General features: G+C 69.4%; 17 protein-coding genes. 1 reads left to right on the plus strand and 16 read right to left on the minus strand.

Annotated features, from left to right (window positions below; genetic code table 11):
• Nucleotides 1-9: 9 nt before the first annotated feature.
• From OG2516_RS06495 to OG2516_RS06530, 8 genes are all read right to left on the minus strand, one after another.
• Nucleotides 10-885: a polysaccharide deacetylase family protein gene (locus tag OG2516_RS06495; protein WP_007254836.1), complete on the minus strand. Its 876-nt coding sequence runs from the start codon at nucleotides 883-885 to the stop codon at nucleotides 10-12.
• A gap of 69 nt (nucleotides 886-954) precedes the next feature.
• Nucleotides 955-2,061 carry an ABC transporter ATP-binding protein gene (locus tag OG2516_RS06500; RefSeq protein ID WP_007254837.1) on the minus strand — a complete coding sequence of 369 codons (1,107 nt, stop codon included), beginning with the start codon at nucleotides 2,059-2,061 and terminating at the stop codon, nucleotides 955-957.
• A gap of 77 nt (nucleotides 2,062-2,138) precedes the next feature.
• Nucleotides 2,139-3,350: an ABC transporter substrate-binding protein gene (locus OG2516_RS06505; protein WP_007254838.1), complete on the minus strand. Its 1,212-nt coding sequence runs from the start codon at nucleotides 3,348-3,350 to the stop codon at nucleotides 2,139-2,141.
• Nucleotides 3,351-3,402: 52 nt separating this feature from the next.
• On the minus strand, nucleotides 3,403-4,155 hold the full coding sequence (locus OG2516_RS06510; RefSeq protein ID WP_007254839.1) for an SDR family NAD(P)-dependent oxidoreductase: 753 nt from the start codon (nucleotides 4,153-4,155) through the stop codon (nucleotides 3,403-3,405).
• A gap of 14 nt (nucleotides 4,156-4,169) precedes the next feature.
• Complete coding sequence (locus OG2516_RS06515) at nucleotides 4,170-4,916, minus strand: SDR family oxidoreductase (RefSeq protein WP_007254840.1); 747 nt, start codon at nucleotides 4,914-4,916, stop codon at nucleotides 4,170-4,172.
• Nucleotides 4,913-5,764 carry an ABC transporter permease gene (locus OG2516_RS06520; RefSeq protein WP_007254842.1) on the minus strand — a complete coding sequence of 284 codons (852 nt, stop codon included), beginning with the start codon at nucleotides 5,762-5,764 and terminating at the stop codon, nucleotides 4,913-4,915. The genes OG2516_RS06515 and OG2516_RS06520 overlap by 4 nt, the downstream gene beginning before the upstream one ends.
• 13 nt (nucleotides 5,765-5,777) lie before the next feature.
• Nucleotides 5,778-6,686 (minus strand): ABC transporter permease, encoded by a 909-nt coding sequence (locus OG2516_RS06525; protein ID WP_007254843.1) that lies wholly within the window; start codon nucleotides 6,684-6,686, stop codon nucleotides 5,778-5,780.
• Nucleotides 6,686-7,786: an ABC transporter ATP-binding protein gene (locus tag OG2516_RS06530; RefSeq protein WP_007254844.1), complete on the minus strand. Its 1,101-nt coding sequence runs from the start codon at nucleotides 7,784-7,786 to the stop codon at nucleotides 6,686-6,688. The genes OG2516_RS06525 and OG2516_RS06530 overlap by 1 nt, the downstream gene beginning before the upstream one ends.
• A 266-nt stretch (nucleotides 7,787-8,052) precedes the next feature.
• On the opposite strand from OG2516_RS06530, the gene OG2516_RS06535 reads away from it, so the two are divergent.
• Nucleotides 8,053-9,063 carry a GntR family transcriptional regulator gene (locus OG2516_RS06535; protein ID WP_007254845.1) on the plus strand — a complete coding sequence of 337 codons (1,011 nt, stop codon included), beginning with the start codon at nucleotides 8,053-8,055 and terminating at the stop codon, nucleotides 9,061-9,063.
• Here OG2516_RS06535 and OG2516_RS06540 read toward each other — a convergent pair.
• The 8 genes from OG2516_RS06540 to OG2516_RS06575 form a co-directional block, all read right to left on the minus strand.
• Nucleotides 9,053-10,252, minus strand: coding sequence for a type 2 periplasmic-binding domain-containing protein (locus OG2516_RS06540; RefSeq protein ID WP_007254846.1), 1,200 nt, complete (start codon nucleotides 10,250-10,252; stop codon nucleotides 9,053-9,055). The genes OG2516_RS06535 and OG2516_RS06540 overlap by 11 nt on opposite strands.
• Nucleotides 10,249-11,217, minus strand: a complete 969-nt coding sequence (locus OG2516_RS06545) for a 5-oxoprolinase subunit C family protein (RefSeq protein WP_007254847.1) — start codon at nucleotides 11,215-11,217, stop codon at nucleotides 10,249-10,251. Before OG2516_RS06545 ends, OG2516_RS06540 begins: the two co-directional genes overlap by 4 nt.
• Nucleotides 11,207-12,082, minus strand: a complete 876-nt coding sequence (locus OG2516_RS06550) for a 5-oxoprolinase subunit B family protein (RefSeq protein WP_007254848.1) — start codon at nucleotides 12,080-12,082, stop codon at nucleotides 11,207-11,209. The genes OG2516_RS06545 and OG2516_RS06550 overlap by 11 nt, the downstream gene beginning before the upstream one ends.
• Nucleotides 12,083-12,103: 21 nt before the next feature.
• A complete protein-coding gene (locus OG2516_RS06555; protein WP_007254849.1) occupies nucleotides 12,104-13,462 on the minus strand; it encodes an acetyl-CoA carboxylase biotin carboxylase subunit in 1,359 nt (452 codons plus the stop codon).
• 8 nt (nucleotides 13,463-13,470) lie between these two features.
• Nucleotides 13,471-13,707: an acetyl-CoA carboxylase gene (locus OG2516_RS06560; RefSeq protein WP_007254850.1), complete on the minus strand. Its 237-nt coding sequence runs from the start codon at nucleotides 13,705-13,707 to the stop codon at nucleotides 13,471-13,473.
• A gap of 27 nt (nucleotides 13,708-13,734) precedes the next feature.
• Nucleotides 13,735-14,499, minus strand: a complete 765-nt coding sequence (gene pxpA / locus OG2516_RS06565) for a 5-oxoprolinase subunit PxpA (RefSeq protein WP_040615004.1) — start codon at nucleotides 14,497-14,499, stop codon at nucleotides 13,735-13,737.
• Between the two features lie 123 nt (nucleotides 14,500-14,622).
• Nucleotides 14,623-15,321, minus strand: a complete 699-nt coding sequence (locus OG2516_RS06570) for a hypothetical protein (protein WP_007254852.1) — start codon at nucleotides 15,319-15,321, stop codon at nucleotides 14,623-14,625.
• Between the two features lie 6 nt (nucleotides 15,322-15,327).
• The gene (locus tag OG2516_RS06575; RefSeq protein ID WP_007254853.1) at nucleotides 15,328-15,603 is read right to left on the minus strand and encodes a hypothetical protein; all 276 of its coding nucleotides are present in this window, start codon (nucleotides 15,601-15,603) and stop codon (nucleotides 15,328-15,330) included.
• Nucleotides 15,604-15,629: the final 26 nt, after the last annotated feature.

Below are 15,629 nucleotides of genomic sequence, written 5' to 3' on the forward strand. Positions count from 1 at the left end.
GCCGGGAGCCTAGCGCGGGAACCGCTTGTCGTAGTCGTTCGCGATCTCGTCGAAGGTCGCCCACTCGACGCCGGGGTGGCTGTTGATGTGGTTGAACAGCCGCTCGAGCATCATCAGCACCTGCGGCTTGCCCGACACGTCGGGGTGGATCGTCAGCGTGTAGACCGCGTAATCCATCTCGCGGTAGACCCAGTCGAACTGGTCGCGCCAGATGTCCTCGAGGTGGCGCGGGTTGACGAAGCCGTGGCTGTTGGGCGCGGCCTTCATGAACATCATCGGCGGCAGGTCGTCGAGGTACCAGGAGGCCGGGATCTCGATCAGGTCGGTCTCCTCGCCGCGCACCAGCGGCTTCATCCACTCGTGGGCCTGCTTGGAATAGTCGATCTTGGTCCAGCTGTCGCCGACGCGCACCCGGTAGGGGGTGAAGTCGTCGTGCATCAGCGAGTGGTCGTACTTGATGCCCTTCTTGAGCAGCAGCTCGTTGGACACCTTCGAGAATTCCCACCACGGCGCGACGTAGCCGGTGGGGCGGCGGCCGCAGAGGTCCTCGATGAGGCCGATGGACTTGTCCATCACCGCCTCTTCCTGCTCCGGGGTCATCGCGATCGGGTTCTCGTGGCTGTAGCCGTGCATCCCGATCTCGTGGCCGGCGTCGGCGACGGCCTTCATCTGCTCGGGGAAGGTCTCGATCGAGTGGCCGGGGATGAACCACGTGGTCTTGATCCCGAACCGCTTGAACAGCTCGAGCAGGCGCAGCGAGCCGACCTCGCCCGAGAACATGCCCCGGCTGATGTCGCAGGGGCTGTCCTCGCCGCCGTAGCTGCCGAGCCAGCCGCCGACGGCGTCCACGTCGACGCCGAATGCGCAGTAGATTTTCTTGGCCATGATGATCTCACTCCCTGTGATGTTGGGCACTGTGTAAAGGTCTGGTGGTGGTGACGGCGGGGGTGGCGCTCAGGCCGCCACCACCGTGGCGCGCTCGGCCTTCCAGGTCAGGTCGACGGCGCCGCCGGGTTCGAGCCCGGCCTGTTCGATTTTCTCCCGGTAGGCTTCGATGCGGATCGGCTTGATGCCCGGCAGCGCGACGGTCACGTAGACCACCTGCCCCACCGGCTCGATGCTGGAGACGGTGCCGGCGACGGTGTCGTGGCCCTCCTGCAGCCCGACGCCGCTGCCGGCGCGGGTGATCTCCACGTACTCCGACGGCGCGACCAGCATCACGTCGTCGCCCGGCCGCACCCGGCCGGGGTCGAAGCTCGGCACCCCGGCGAGCGTGCCGAAGTTGGTCTTCACCCGGGCGCGCCCGTCGCGCGCGTCCTCGAGCTTGCCCTCGATGATCTTGTTGCGGCCGATGAAGCGCGCGACGAAGGGGCTCTTGGGGCGGGTGTAGAGGTCGAAGGGCGAGGAGATCTGCTCGACGCGACCGGCGTTCATCACCACCACGCGGTCGCCCATCGATAGCGCCTCGGACTGGGCGTGGGTGACGAAGATGAAGGTGATCCCGAGGTCGCGCTGCAGGATCTTGAGCTCTTCCTGGATCGACTTCCTCAGGTTGGCGTCGAGCGCGCCGAGCGGCTCGTCGAGCAGCAGGATGTCGGGCTCGGTGACGAGGCCGCGGGCGAGGCTGACCCGCTGCTTCTGGCCGCCCGACAGCGCGCTCTCGCGGGCGTCGCGGATGTCGCCGATCTGCAGCTTGTCGATGATCGCGTCGGTGCGCCGCTTGATCTCGGCGCTGTCGAGCCCGCGCACCTGCAGGCCGAAGGCGATGTTCTCGGCGACGCTCATGTGCGGGAAGATCGCGTAGTTCTGGAAGATCGTCGCGGTCGGGCGCTGCTCGGCGCGGACGTGGGTGAAGTCCTTGCCGCGGATCAGCAGCTCGCCCGAGGTGATGCTCTCGAGGCCGGCGATCATGCGCAGCGTGGTGGTCTTGCCGCAGCCCGAGGGGCCGACGAACGAGATGAACTCGCCCTTCTCGACCTGCAGGTCGAACGCCTCCACCGCCAGCGTGCCGCCGGGATAGACCTTCTTCAGTTTCTTCAGTTCCAGGTCGTAGGCGGACATGCGTCGGCTCCGGTCGTTGGCTGCGGGTCGCGGGCGTGGTCGGGGATGGGGCGGCGCGGACGCCGCCCCGGGGATCGTCAGGCGCTGAGGAACTCGTCCCAGCGCATGATGAGGTGGTCGTACTCGTCGGGCCACTGGTGCCAGTAGTTCACCTTGGAGGCGCGCTCCTCGAGGCTGCCGCCGTCGCGGACGTCGCCTTCCTCGATGCCGCGCTCCGGCGGGCCGACCCAGGGCTGGCCCTCGTACCAGAAGGCGTACTTGTTCGGATCCATCACGTCCTTGATGGTCGTGGTGGGCGAGTAGTAGCCCTGCTCGGAGACGATGATGCCGGGGGGGCCGGAGAGCCAGTAGTCGGCGTAGGCCTTCACGGCGGCGGCGTTGGGCGACGAGGCGATCTGCGTCACGCCGATGGCCCAGGCGCGGTAGCCCTCGCGCGGCACGGCGTAGGAGCACGGGATGCCCTGCGCCTTGACGGCCATAACCGCCGGCTGCCACGCGTCGGCGAGCACCATCTCGCCCGAGGCGAGCAGGTTGACGAGCTCGCCGAAGTCGCCCCAGAGCGCGCGGAACTGGCCCTGCTTCTTCTTGTCGATGAGGAACGAAGCGGCCTCGTCGATGGCGGCGCGGTCGGGGTTGCCCGGGTTCGGCACCTCGAGCAGGCCGAGCTCGTTCATCGCGAGGATGGCCTGGCCGAACGCGATCAGCGGGTCGACGTTGAGGCCGGTCTTGCCCTTGAACTTCTCGTCGAACAGCGAGGTCCAGGTGTTGGCCTCCTCGGCCTCGACGAGGTCGGGGCGGTAGCCGATGGAGTCGAAGTTGTAGACGCTCGGCACCATCCAGAGCTGGGTCTTGTCCTCGTCGGCCCAGATCTGGCCCGAGATCTGGGCGCGCGCTTCCATCCGCTCGTCGGTCTCGACGAAGGTGTCGCGGATCGCGTTCCAGTTCTGCAGGTCGGCGACCGGGATCGGCTGGACCGTCTCGGTGATCGTCATCGCGGGCAGGCGCTCGCCGATGATCTCCCAGCAATCGTAGGCGGTGGAGCCCGACAGCAGTTCGGTCTGGGTGTTGGGGAAGATGTCCGCCTTGCCCGAGACCGAGTCGACGCCCGACTTCTCCTGGAAGTCGTTGAGGATGCGCTCCTGCACGGTGACCGAGAGGCCGACGGTGCGGAGCTCCTGGTCGCCCAGGTTCTGGGCGAACGCCATCTGCGGCGTCATCAGCGAGGAGGTGCCCGCGAGCGCTCCCATGCCTGCAAGCACCTCGCGGCGCGAAAGGTTGAATTTGGTCATGTTGCTTCCCTGTTGTCTTCGGTTGCGGTTCAAGTCAGCTGCCGCCGGCGCTTCAGTAGCGTCCGACCAGCAATCCCCCGTCCACTGTTATTGTTTGCCCGGTCATGTACCGGGCCTGGTCCGAGGCGAGGAATAGGATGACGTCGGCGATGTCCTCCGCTTCGCCGACGCGGCCGATGGGGATGAACTCGGCGGCCTTCTCGAGGCCGGCCGGCCCCAGCGAATGCTTCTCCGACAGCGCCTGGGCGGTGCGGATGTAGCCGGGCGCGACCCCGTTGACGCGGATGCCGTCGCGCGCCAGCTCGACGGCGAGGCCGCGCACGAGGCCGACGACGCCGGACTTGGCGGCGGAGTAGTGTACGTGCTCGTCCCAGCCGTAGGCGACGCCCATGATCGACGACAGGCACACGATGGCCCCCTGCCCGCGCTCGCGCATCGCCGGCGCGGCCGCGCGCACCAGGCGCATCATGCCCTTGAGGTCGATCTCGAAGGTGCGGTCCCACGCCTCGTCGCTCATCTCCGCCAGCGGCACCCGGTGGGCGATGCCGGCGTTGAGCACCAGCGTGTCGAGCGGGCCGTAGGCCTCCTCGACGGCGGCGACGACGCGGTCGGCGGCCTCGCTGGAGGTGACGTCGAGCGGGTGGAATTCGGCGGTGCCGCCGCTGGCGTTGATCTCGTCGACGACCGCGCGGCCCTCGCTTTCGAGCACGTCGGTGACGATGACCCGGTGGCCGTCGGCGGCGAAGGCGCGGGCCGTGGCGCGGCCGATGCCGATGCCGGCGCCGGTGATCAGAACGGTTTTCATGGCGTCGCTGTCCCTCAAAGCATCACGTCCCCGGAATTCGGCCCGAGTGTCTGGCCGACGTAGATCTTGGCGTCGTCCGACGCGAGGAAGGCGACGGTCGCCGCCACGTCCTCCGGCTCGCCGAAGCGGCCGAGCGGCAGCTCCGCCGCCTTCGCCGCGCGCCACTCGTCGGAAAGCGCGCGCACGAGATCGGTGTTGATCGGCCCCGGCGCGACGGCGTTGACCCGCACGCCCCGGTCGCTGACCTCGCGCGCCAGCGCCTTGGTCAGCCCGATGATCCCGGCCTTGGCGGCGGAATAGTGCGTCAGCTCCACCCCGCCGATCTGGCCGAGCTGGGACGCCATGTTGATGATCGTCCCCCGCCCCGCCTCGAGCATCGGCCCGAGCGCGCGGCGGCAGCCGAGGAAGGTGCCCCGCAGGTGCACCGCGATCATCCGGTCGAAGTCGGCGACGCTCATGTCCTCGAGCCGCGCCTGCTGGACGATGCCGGCGTTGTTGACGAGGCAGGTGATCGCGCCGTGCGCCGCCTCGGCGGCCTCGAAGGCGCGGTCCATGTCGGCCTCGTCGGAGACGTCGCCGGCGACGCCCGCGGCCGTGCCGCCCGCCTCGCGGATCGCCCGGGCGACCCGCTCGGCGGCGTCGGCGTCGAGGTCCATGACACTCACCGCCGCGCCCTCCGCGGCCAGCCGCTCGGCCACCGCGGCGCCGATCCCGGCGCCGGCCCCCGTGACGAGGGCGTGCTGGCCCGCCAGGCGGCTCACTCGATGTCCTCCTGGACCGCCGCGAACTTGGCGCGCCGCACCGACATCGCCATCAGGATGCCGTAGGTGCTCAGCAGCGCGAAGCTGAACAGCGTGGTGAGGACGCCGAAGGCGAAGATGTTGGGGTGAATCTCCACCGCGAAGGTGCCGTAGATCGCGATCGGCATCGTCACCTCGGAGCCGCCGGTGAACAGGGTCCGCGGGAACTCGTCGTAGGACAGGGTGAAGGCGAAGAGCATGGCCGACAGCACGCCCGGGAAGATCATCGGGAACGTGATCTTGCGGAACGTCCGCCCCGGCGACACCCCGAGCGCCCACGCGGCCTCCTCGACGGACTTGTCGAAGCGGTTGAAGATCGCGAGCATCACCAGGAAGGCGAAGGGGAAGGTGTAGACCACGTGCAGCACGAAGGCCGTGCCCCACCAGGTGCGGGCAATGTCGAGCTGGTCGGCGACCAGCGCCATGCCGAGGCCGAGCAGCACGCCGGGCACCATCATGCCGAGCACCACCAGGTAGAAGACCGGGCCGGAGCCGCGGAAGTTGCGCCGGAAGCCCTGGGCGGTCAGCGTGCCGAGCACCGTCGAGACGACCATCGTGGCGAAGGCCAGGGTCAGCGAGCGCAGCAGCGCCTCGCCGATCGGCAGCGGCGCGACGCGCGAGGGCGGCGTCAGGCCGAAGACGTGGCGGTACCAGTAGGTCGACCACTCGATGATCGGGAACTGCGGACCTCCCTCCGGGCCGGCCTGGAACGACAGGATGCCCATGACCACGAACGGGCCGTAGAGGAAGATGATGAACAGGGCGGTGTAGAGGCCCAGCGCGGTACGAAGAAAGCCGTTGTTTTGCATTGTTCCAGCTCCTTCAGAGTTCGCGCCGCAGGTTCACCACCCGCAGCAGGCCGCCGATGACGATGGCCATGATGACCGTGAGCACCACGCCGATGACGGCGGCGAAGGCCCATTTCAGCGATCCGACCTGGGTGACGATGATGTTGCCGAGCAGGTTCACCTTGCGGCCCGAGAGCGCCGAGGCGGTGGCGAACTCGCCGAGCACCATGACCGACACGAAGATCGCGCCGACCACCACGCCGGGCAGCGACAGCGGGAAGATGATCTTGCGGAAGATCGTCCAGGTCGACGCGCCGAGGTCGCGGGCGGCCTCGATCAGGCTCTCGTCGATCCGCGCCAGCATGAAGGCGATCGGGCCGACCATGAAGACGACGTAGATCTGCACCATCCCGATCACGACCGAGAGCTCGGTAAAGAGCAGCACCTCGATCGGCTCGGAGATGATGCCGAGGCGCAGGAGCACGATGTTGATCGCGCCCTCGAGCCCGAGCATCGGCCGCCAGGCCAGCACGCGGATCAGGAACGACGTCCAGAACGGGATGACGCAGGTGACGAGCAGAATCGTCTGCACCGTCTTGTCGCGCACGAACTGGCCGATGAAGAGCGCCGTCGGGTAGCCGATGACGAAGGTCAGGGCGAGGACGATGATCCAGATCTTGAGCGTGCGCAGCAGCGCGCCGAAGTAGGTTTCGGAGCTGAAGAAGGTGATCCAGCTCTGCAGCGTCAGGTCGGACGAGATCGAGAAGGTCGTCTGGGTCCAGAAGCTGACATAGACCATCATGCCCAGCGGCACGACGAGGAACAGCACCATCCACACGATCCCCGGCGCGAGCAGGAGCCAGGTGCTGTGGCGGGCGAAGAAGCCCGATTGGCGGCGGGCGGGGCCGGCTGTGCCGACGGCGGGGACGGTCTGGTCGGCCATCAGGCGGCTCCTTTCATGGCTGGCGCGCCGATGCGGTTTCCGTCGGCGCCGAAGTGGAGGGCGTTGCGCGGGTCCCAGCTGACCATGCAGCGGGTGCCGGCCTCGAGGTGGATCGGGTCCTCGCGGCTGAGGTGACGCTCGACCTCGAACACGGTGCCGTCGTCGAGCCGCAGGAAGTAGAAGAACCGGCTGCCGAGGAACTCCTCGGTCACGAAGGTCGCCGGCAGGGCGACGGCGCCCTCGGGGGGCTCGCTGCCGTGGTGGATGGTCGCCGCGTCGTGGCGGATCGCGTAGTAGCCCTTGCCGTCGGGCGCGCCGGCGGCGGGCAGACGGGCGTCGTCCTGGAGGAAGGCGCCGTCGGAGACGCGGCCCTCGAGGATGTTGTAGGCGTTGACGAAGCGCGCGACCGCGACGTTGTCGGGCTCGCGGTAGACCATGTCGGGAGGCGCGACCTGAAGCAGCCGGCCGTGATCGAGCACGATCATCCGGTCGCCCATCGCCAGCGCCTCGTCCTCGTTGCCGGTGACGTGCATGAAGGTGACGCCCAGCGCCTCGCGGATCTTGCGCAGCTCCACCGTCATGCGCTCGCGCAGGTTGGCGTCGAGCGCGCCGAGCGGCTCGTCGAGCAGGCAGACCTTGGGCTCGGTGACGAGGGTGCGCGCGAGGCTGACCCGCTGCTTCTGGCCGCCCGAGAGCTGGCCGACCATGCGCTGCCCGAGCTCGCTGAGGCCGACGAGGTCGAGCATCGCCTTGACGCGGCGGTCGACCTCGGAGCTGTCCTCGATGGGGTTGTGGGTGCGGTGGCGCAGGCCGAACGCGACGTTGTCGAAGACGTTCATGTGCGGGAACAGGCCGTAGCTCTGCTGCACGAAGCCGAGATTGCGCAGGTGCGTGGGGCTGTAGGTGATGTCCTCGCCGTCGAGCGAGATCGTGCCGGAATCGCAGACCTCGAGCCCCGCGATGAGCCGCAGCAGCGTCGATTTCCCGGACCCGGACGGGCCGAGCAGCGTCAGGTACTCGTCGTCGTGGATCGTCAGGTCGACCGCGTCGATGGCGGGCACCCCGGCGAACGCCTTGGTGACCCGTCTTAGCTCCAGCATACCTTGCTCCCCGCTTCTGCTTTCAGCCTCCCCTCCTACCTACAACGTATTTTGTGTGCAGATACAGTAAAAAGTGCAGCCGAGGCGCTAACGATGGGTCACTTTTTGCCCCGTCTGGGCTGGATGACGCAATTTCAGGCACTTCCGCCGACCTGTGAGCGCTACCGGGAAAAGCAAAAAATACATTGTCGACGCAGTACGTTTTGAGTTCTTCGCGTTATGCGAGTATGTAGGGGTAACGACAGAGGCAGGAGGCCGTGGGCCCGGTGGAGAATCTGACTGTTCCGAATCGCTCGGCGCCCCGTTACGCGGCCATCACCGAGGCGCTCGAGGCCGCCATCTCGGAGGGCCGCCTCGCCCCCGCCACCGTCATCTCGGAGGAGCCTGTCGCGCGGGCGTTCGGCACGTCGCGCACCCCGGCGCGCAAGGCGCTCGCCGAGCTGGTCGAGCGGGGACGGCTCGAGCGGTTCGAGGGGCGCGGCTTCCTCGTGGCGGGCGCGGGCAAGGGCGCGGCGCCGCGGCGCATCGAACTGACCGCCGAGTCGCTGGGCGCCGACGCCGCGCCGCTCGCCGATGTGCCGCGCCAGCGCGCCGAGCGCATCGCCGAGACCTTCGAGCGGGTGATATCGAGCGCCCTGCCCTTCGGCCGCTTCCGCATCAACGAGGTCGCCGCAGCCGAGTATCACGGCGTGTCGCGCACCGTCATCCGCGAGCTGCTGCAGCGCCACCAGGACCGCGGCCTCGTGCGCAAGGACCGCCGCTCGCACTGGATCGTCGGCCCGCTCACCGCGCGCGACATCTCGCACTACTTCGCGATCCGCCAGCAGCTCGAGCCGCTGGCCCTGCGCGACAGCGCGCCGCGCACCCCGACCTCGGTGATCCTGACGATGATCGAGGAGACCGAGGCCGCCCACGCCGTGCCGCTCGTGTCGTCCGCGGAGGTCGCCCGGCTCGAGCGCGACCTGCACTGGACGCTGCTGCAGCGCACGCCCAACGGCCACCTGCTGCGCTTCATCGAGCAGAGCCAGATCGCCCTCGTGGTCAACGCGGTCTTCTCCGACGCCATCGGCGGACGTCCGTTCCAGGTCGCGCTGCGCGAGCACCTGATCGTGCTCGAGTTCCTGCGCCGCGGTTCGGTCGAGGCCGCGAGCCAGGCGCTCGCCGAGCACCTCCACCTCTCGGCGGAGCGCACCCAGAGGCGGCTGATGTCGCTGTCGGTGTTTCCGCCGCCCGAGCTGCCCGGCTACATGATGCGCGAGACCCGCTTCAACGAGTGAGCGCGTGCTCCCAGCGGCGCACGAGGTAATTGTGCTCGCACATCACCGTGTCCCAGATCGCCACCCGCGCCATGCGCTCGGCGTAGGAGCCGCCCTCGCGCCGCTCGCCGGCCCTGAAGACGACCATCCCGTCGGCGTCGCGGATCTCGGTGGCGGCGGGCTTGCCGTCGTACCAGAAGTCCCATTCGGCCTCGGTGAGGTAGCTGCGCAGGGTGTCCTGCGCCATCATGTAGGCGCCGCTGCGCGACATCAGCGCCCCGGCCCGGCCCGCGTACCACCAGTTGAAGTAGTCGTAGGCGGCGTCGAGGTGATAGGCGGCGGCGCGCGCCGAGAGCGACAGCCCGCCGAACCAGCCGCGATAGCCGTAGGTCGGCGTGACCAGCTCGACCGGCACGCCGAGGGCGCGCAGCTTGATGAAGCCTGGCCACCAGAGCGAGCCGATGAAGCGCTCATTGCGCGCGAAGGCGCGCACCGCGTCGCTCTCGTCGGCCCAGAGGCAGCCGAAATGGCCGTTGCGCCGGTAGGCCTCCACCTGCCCGACCAGCGCGTCGATCTCCTCGAGCCCCAGATCCCCGGCATCCTTCGGGCGCATGTCGCCGCGTGCGTGGAGCGCGAGCGTCATGTCGAGCACGCCGATGGCGGCGTCGGTCTGCAGGCTCACGTTTCCGGCCCAGGCGGGATCGAGCAGCGCGTCCCAGTTGCGCACGCTCCCCGGCTCCGCGCCGACGACGCCGAAGCTGTCGGCGTTGTGCACCGTGGGCAGCATCGACACCCACTCCGTCGCCGCGTCGCCCAGCGTGCCGTCCATCTGGACGAACAGCCGCTCCGAGGGCTCCGAGCCGGACGCCATGGGCGCGCCGCTGTCGCGGTTGCGGATGCGGGGCAGCGCCTCGATCTCCGACCAGCGGTTGATCCGCTTGGCGTCGATGGGCTGCAGCGAGCCGGTGGGCCAGATCAGGTCGATGTCGTGGAACCACTGGTCGTAGACGTCGAACCTGTCGGAATGGAGCGCGCCCCAGCGCTGCGCCTCGGTGCCGTCGAGCGAGATGAACTCGAGGTCGATCCCGAGGTCTTCCACGGCGGCGCGCTTGAGCGCCGCCGTGTGGGTCACGGTGGTGCCGAGCACCCGCATCGGCTCGCGCACGCGGTTGACCCGCGGCGCGAGCGGCATGAGGTCGGTGGCGCTCACGCCAGGGCGGCCCGGATCTCGTCAAGGGTCGATTGCCGCGCGCGGCGGGCGTCGAGCGCCTGGTCCATGTCGACCTGCCGGAAGCGCACCGGCACGTTGGGCTGGAGCTGCCCGATCAGGTCCATGTCGGCCGAGATCACCGCGCCGATCATGAAGTAGCCGCCGCCCGACACCGCGTCGCGGTGCAGCACGATCGGCTCGGTGCCGCCGGGCACCTGGATCGAGCCGTAGGGGTAGCAGCCGTCGACGATGTTGGATGGATCCGAGCCCGCGCCGAAGGGCTGCTCGCGCTCGACGAAGTCGACGGGGCGGCCGCCGCGGAAGCGGTAGCCCATGCGGTCGGCCTCGGGCGCGACCTTCCACTCGTCCTCGAAGAACGCCTTCTGCGACGCCTCGGTGATCCGGTGCCAGTAAAGCCCCGGCAGCACCCGCAGCTCGGCCGGCTGGCCCGGCCGGCGCCGCAGGGCCTCGGGGACCGTGCGGCCCGCGATGCCGTCGCCCTCGCCCACCGGCAGCACGTCGCCCGCCGCGACGGCGCGGCCGTCGACGCCGCCGAGCGCGCCGATCGCGTAGGTCGCGCGCGAGCCGAGCTTGGCCTCGGTGGCGATGCCGCCCGCGACGGCGATGTAGATGCGCGCACCCTCGGAGAGGTAGCCGAAGCTGACCACCTGGCCCTTCTTCGCGGCGAAGGAGGTCCAGGTCTGCACCGGCTCACCGTCGAGCTTGATCGGCATCTCGCCGCCGGTGACCGCGAGCACGGTGTCTTCGGTGACGGTGAACTCGGGCCCCATGAACACCGCCTCGAGCGCCGCGGCGCCCTCGTCGTTGCCCACCAGCCGGTTGGCGGCGCGCAGCGCGAGGCGGTCCATCGCGCCGCCGACGGGGATGCCGAGATGGAAGTAGCCGGGGCGGCCGAGGTCCTGGATCGTCGTGAGCAGTCCCGGTTTGCGGATTTCAAGCGCCATCGAGAGCCTCCATCAGCTTCGCGTTAACCCCGGCCATGTCGGCGTTGAAGGCGTCGAGGTCGAAGGTCACCTCGGCGATGCGCGGCCGGTAGCTGCCGTCTTCCACCGCCGCGAGGATGCGGTCGTACTCCGCCCGGTCGATCGGCGCGAACTTCACGATGTCGCCGGGCCGGAAGAAGACCATGAAGTCCTTCAGGTAGCTGACCGTCTGCTCGGGATCGAAGATCGTCATCGGGGTGATGCCGAACATCTGGTAGCCGCCCGCCCCGCGCACCGAGTAGATGCAGGAGAAGCAACCGCCGTAGCCCACCGTCTGCTTTGGCGTGTCGGTGCGCGGGCGCAGGTACTTCGGCACCTGCAGCTGCTTCTCGCGCTCGACGAGCTGGTAGAGGAACGGCAGCCCCGCCACGAAGCCCACCATCGACACGAACCAGGGCGACGAGTGGTGCGCCTCGATGAACGCCTCGGCGCTGTCGTAGCCGTTGATCTTGGCGGCGTAGTCGAGATCGGTGCCGTCCGGATCCTGGTGGCGCTCGCGGAAGCGCATCAGCGTCTCGTGGGTCCACGGGTCCTGGTAGAAGACCGGCACCTCGACGATGCGCGTCGTCATCTTCTTCTCGGCGGACTCGGCAACGTCCTCGAGCGCCTTGAGCTTGTCGAGCATGTCGCCGGGCGCGATCACGTCCGGGTCGAACTTGACCTGGAACGAGGCGTTGGCCGGACAGATCTCCGTCACGCCGTCGATGTCGGCCTCGCGCAGGGCGTTGGTCATCGACAGGCTCTTGAAGAAGGCGTCCAGCGACATCTCCTCGTCCACCTCGACGAAGATGTGCTCGTCGCCACCGTGGGAATATCTCGTCTTCACGTCGTCCTCTCCTTCCGGCGCTCAGCCGAGGCCGGCTGTCTTCAGCCAATCCTCGAGCCAGGTGGTGTGGTAGTCGCCGCGCGCCACGTCCGGGTCGCGCGCGAGCGCGGCATGCAGCGGCAGGGTCGTCTTGAGGCCTTCGAGCCGGGTCGCGTCGATCGCCTCGGCGAGCCTGGCCAGCGCGGCGGCGCGGTCGTCGCCCTTCACGATCAGCTTGCCGAGCAGCGAGTCGTAGAACGGCGGGATCGCGTAGCCCTCGTAGAGCATGGTGTCGAAGCGCACGCCCTCGGGCAGGTGCATCGCGCCGGTCACGCCGGGGAACGGCATGAAGTTCTTCGCCGGGTCCTCGGCGTTGACGCGCACCTCGATGGCGTGCCCGTCGAGGCGGATGTCGTCCTGCTCCAGCGACAGCGGCGCGCCGAAGGCGACGCGGATCTGCTCGGCGACGAGGTCGATGCCGGTGACGAGCTCCGTCACCGGGTGCTCGACCTGGATGCGGGTGTTCATCTCGATGAAGTAGAACTCGCGCCGCGCCTCGTCGAAGAGGTATTCCAGCGTCCCCGCGCCCCGGTAGCCGACGCTCTCGGCCAGCCGCACCGCCGAGGCGCAGAGCGCCTCGCGCTCCTCCTGGGACAGGCAGGCGGCGGGCGCCTCCTCCCAGACCTTCTGGCGCCGGCGCTGCAGCGAGCATTCCCGCTCCCAGGCATGGACCGCGCGGTCGCCGTCGCCGAGGATCTGCACCTCGACGTGGCGCGCCTTGTCGACAAAGCGCTCCATGTAGAGCCCGCCGTCGCCGAACGCCGCCTCGGCCTCGGATTGCGCGGCGGGCATCTGCTTGGCGAGGTCGGCCTCGGACTCGATGACCCGGATGCCGCGCCCGCCGCCACCGGCGGCCGCCTTGATCATCACCGGGTAGCCGAGCTCGCCCGCGATCCGCGCCGCCGCCTCGACGCTCTCGATGCGCCCGTCGCTGCCCGGCGTCACCGGAACGCCGGCGGCGATGGCGGTCTCGCGGGCGCGCGCCTTGTCGCCCATCCGCTCGATCGTGTCCGCCGAGGGGCCGACAAAGATCAGCCCCGCCGCCTCGACCGCGCGGGCGAAGCGCGGGCTCTCCGACAGGAAGCCGTAGCCCGGATGCACCGCGTCGGCGCCGCTTTCCCTGGCCGCCGCGACCACGCGGTCGACGTCGAGGTAGCTCTTCGTCGCCTGCGCCGGGCCGATCTCCACGCCCTCGTCGGCCAGCCGCACCGCGAGCATGTCGGCGTCGGCCTCGCTGTGGGCCTGCACCGTGCGCAGCCCGAGCGCCTTGGCGGCGTGGACGATGCGCACCGCGATCTCGCCGCGATTGGCGACGAACAGGGTCTTGCCGGTCAGATCCATCGGCGCGCTCAGTCCATCTTCGCGAGGACGGTGCCCGCGGTGACCTGCCCCTCGTTCTCGACCTCGAAGCGGATGTTGTCGCCCGCCTCCTCGGCGGTGACCTCGTGGAACGACTTCATCACCTCGACCAGCCCGATCACCGTGCCCGCCGCGACGGACGCGCCGTCCTCGACGAAGTTCGGCTCGTTCGGCGCGGGCTTGCGGTAGAAGACGCCGGGAAGCGGGCAGTGGATGTCCTTGGCCATGTCTGGTCCTTTCTGATGTGGAGACGCTCAGGCGGCGCGGGTGACTTCGATGCCCTCGGCCTCGAGCGCGGCCCGGATGGCGGCGCCGATGCGGGCGGCGCCGGGGGTGTCGGAGTGGAAGCAGATCGACTCGAAGGCGACGTCGACGTCGTGGCCCTCGGTGCAGCGGACCTTGCCCTCGACGCAGGCGCGCACGCACTTGTCGGCCAGCGCGGCGGGATCGAAGGCGGGCACCTTGCGGGCGAACACGATCGCGCCCGTCGCGTCGTACTCGCGGTCGGCGTAGAACTCGCGCCGCGCCGGGTGGCCCTTGGCCTGCGTGACCTGCCACGTCTCGGAGACGCCCATGCAGTAGAGCGGCGTGTCGGGCGCCACCACCTGCAGCGCGTCGACGAGCTTCTCCGAGAGGTCGCGGTCCTTGGCGGCGGTCATGTAGAGCGCCCCGTGCGGCTTGATGTGCGACAGCGCGATGCCGTGGCGGCGGGCGAACATCTCGAGCGCGCCGACCTGGTAGAGGATGTCGGCCACCAGCTCCTCGCTCGTGGCGTTGATCGCGCGCCGCCCGAAGCCCTGCATGTCGCGGTAGGCCGGGTGCGCGCCGAGGCCGACATCGTGCTCGGCCGCCAGCGCGGCGACACGGTCCATCGTCATCGGATCGCCGGCGTGAAAGCCGGTGGCGACGTTGGCCGACGAGATGATCTCCATCAGCTCCTCGTCGGGCGCGTCGCCGTAGCTCCAGTGCCCGAAGCCCTCGCCCATGTCGCAGTTCAGGTCCATGCGCCTCGTGGTCATCTCGCGTCCTCGCATCCGTACTTTGTGTGCAATGAACAACGAGACTAGCCGGAAATGCAACGCCTACATTGCGCCAGCCGCCGCGAGAGCGGCCGATGACGATGGTTTCGGCCGCCCGCGCCCTCAGAGGATGCGATGCTGGGCGATCCGCTTTCGCACATTGTAGAACCGCACGAGGCGCTGCCGTCCGCCCGGCTCGAGGTCCACCACCCGGTCCGGGCTGAAGAACCGGCCCGCCGGCGCGAGGCGCAGGGCGCGGGCGGCGGCGTAGCAGGTGTTGCGCCCGGCGATGAAGCTCCGGCGGCCGAGGCGGTCGATGATCCCGGGCGGCACGGGCCGGCGCAGGCGCGGCGACATGCCGAGGCCGGCGAATTTCAGCTCGTGGGGCGACCACAGCAGCATGTCGTCGGTGAAGATCGTCGCGCCGTCGGCGGCGCGGCCGGCGATGAGCACCGACTTGCCCGCCTTGCGCTCGCCGAACACGACATGGCTGCCGCTCTCATCCTCGAAGGCCGCGGCGTGGAGCAGGGTCAGGTCGGGGCGGTGCTGCACCAGCGTGAAGGCGATCGCGATCAGCAGTTCGTTGAGCAGATCGACCGGGTCCGAATAGGTGCGCGGTGGCGTGTACGCCTCGGAGTCGAGCCGGTAGCGGGTCTCGTGGGAGACGCGGATCTCAGGCTCCGCGTCTCCGATCTCGATCCGCCAGCCGGCCAGCGTCGCCGCCAGCAGCTGGCGCACGGCGGCGGGCGTCTCGAGCCGGACCGTCACGCCGAGGCGGGGCGCCTCGAGCGCGAAGCTCTCCGGACCTTCGGCGGCGCTCACGCCGGCTCAGCTCCAGCTGCCACCGCGGGTCTTGCAGTAGGTGTCGACCTCGAACGCGTCCGCCTGTTCCGTCGAGACCACGCGGCAGAGCCGGTCGGCCGACGCCGCCGTCGAGACAATCTCGAAACGCTGGCCGGTCGACGGCAGGACCGCCCGGTAACCGTCCGGCTGCGTGTCGAGCGCACCCGCGAGGGCGGGCGTCACCGTCGGCGCGACCGGGGCCACGGCGCAGGCGGACAAGGCGACGGCGGAGGCGAGCGCGAGGATCGGGAGCCGGATCATTGGAAGTCCTGAAGAACCTGCTGGAG

It is taken from the genome of Oceanicola granulosus HTCC2516, from assembly GCF_000153305.1.
Lineage (GTDB): Bacteria > Pseudomonadota > Alphaproteobacteria > Rhodobacterales > Rhodobacteraceae > Oceanicola > Oceanicola granulosus.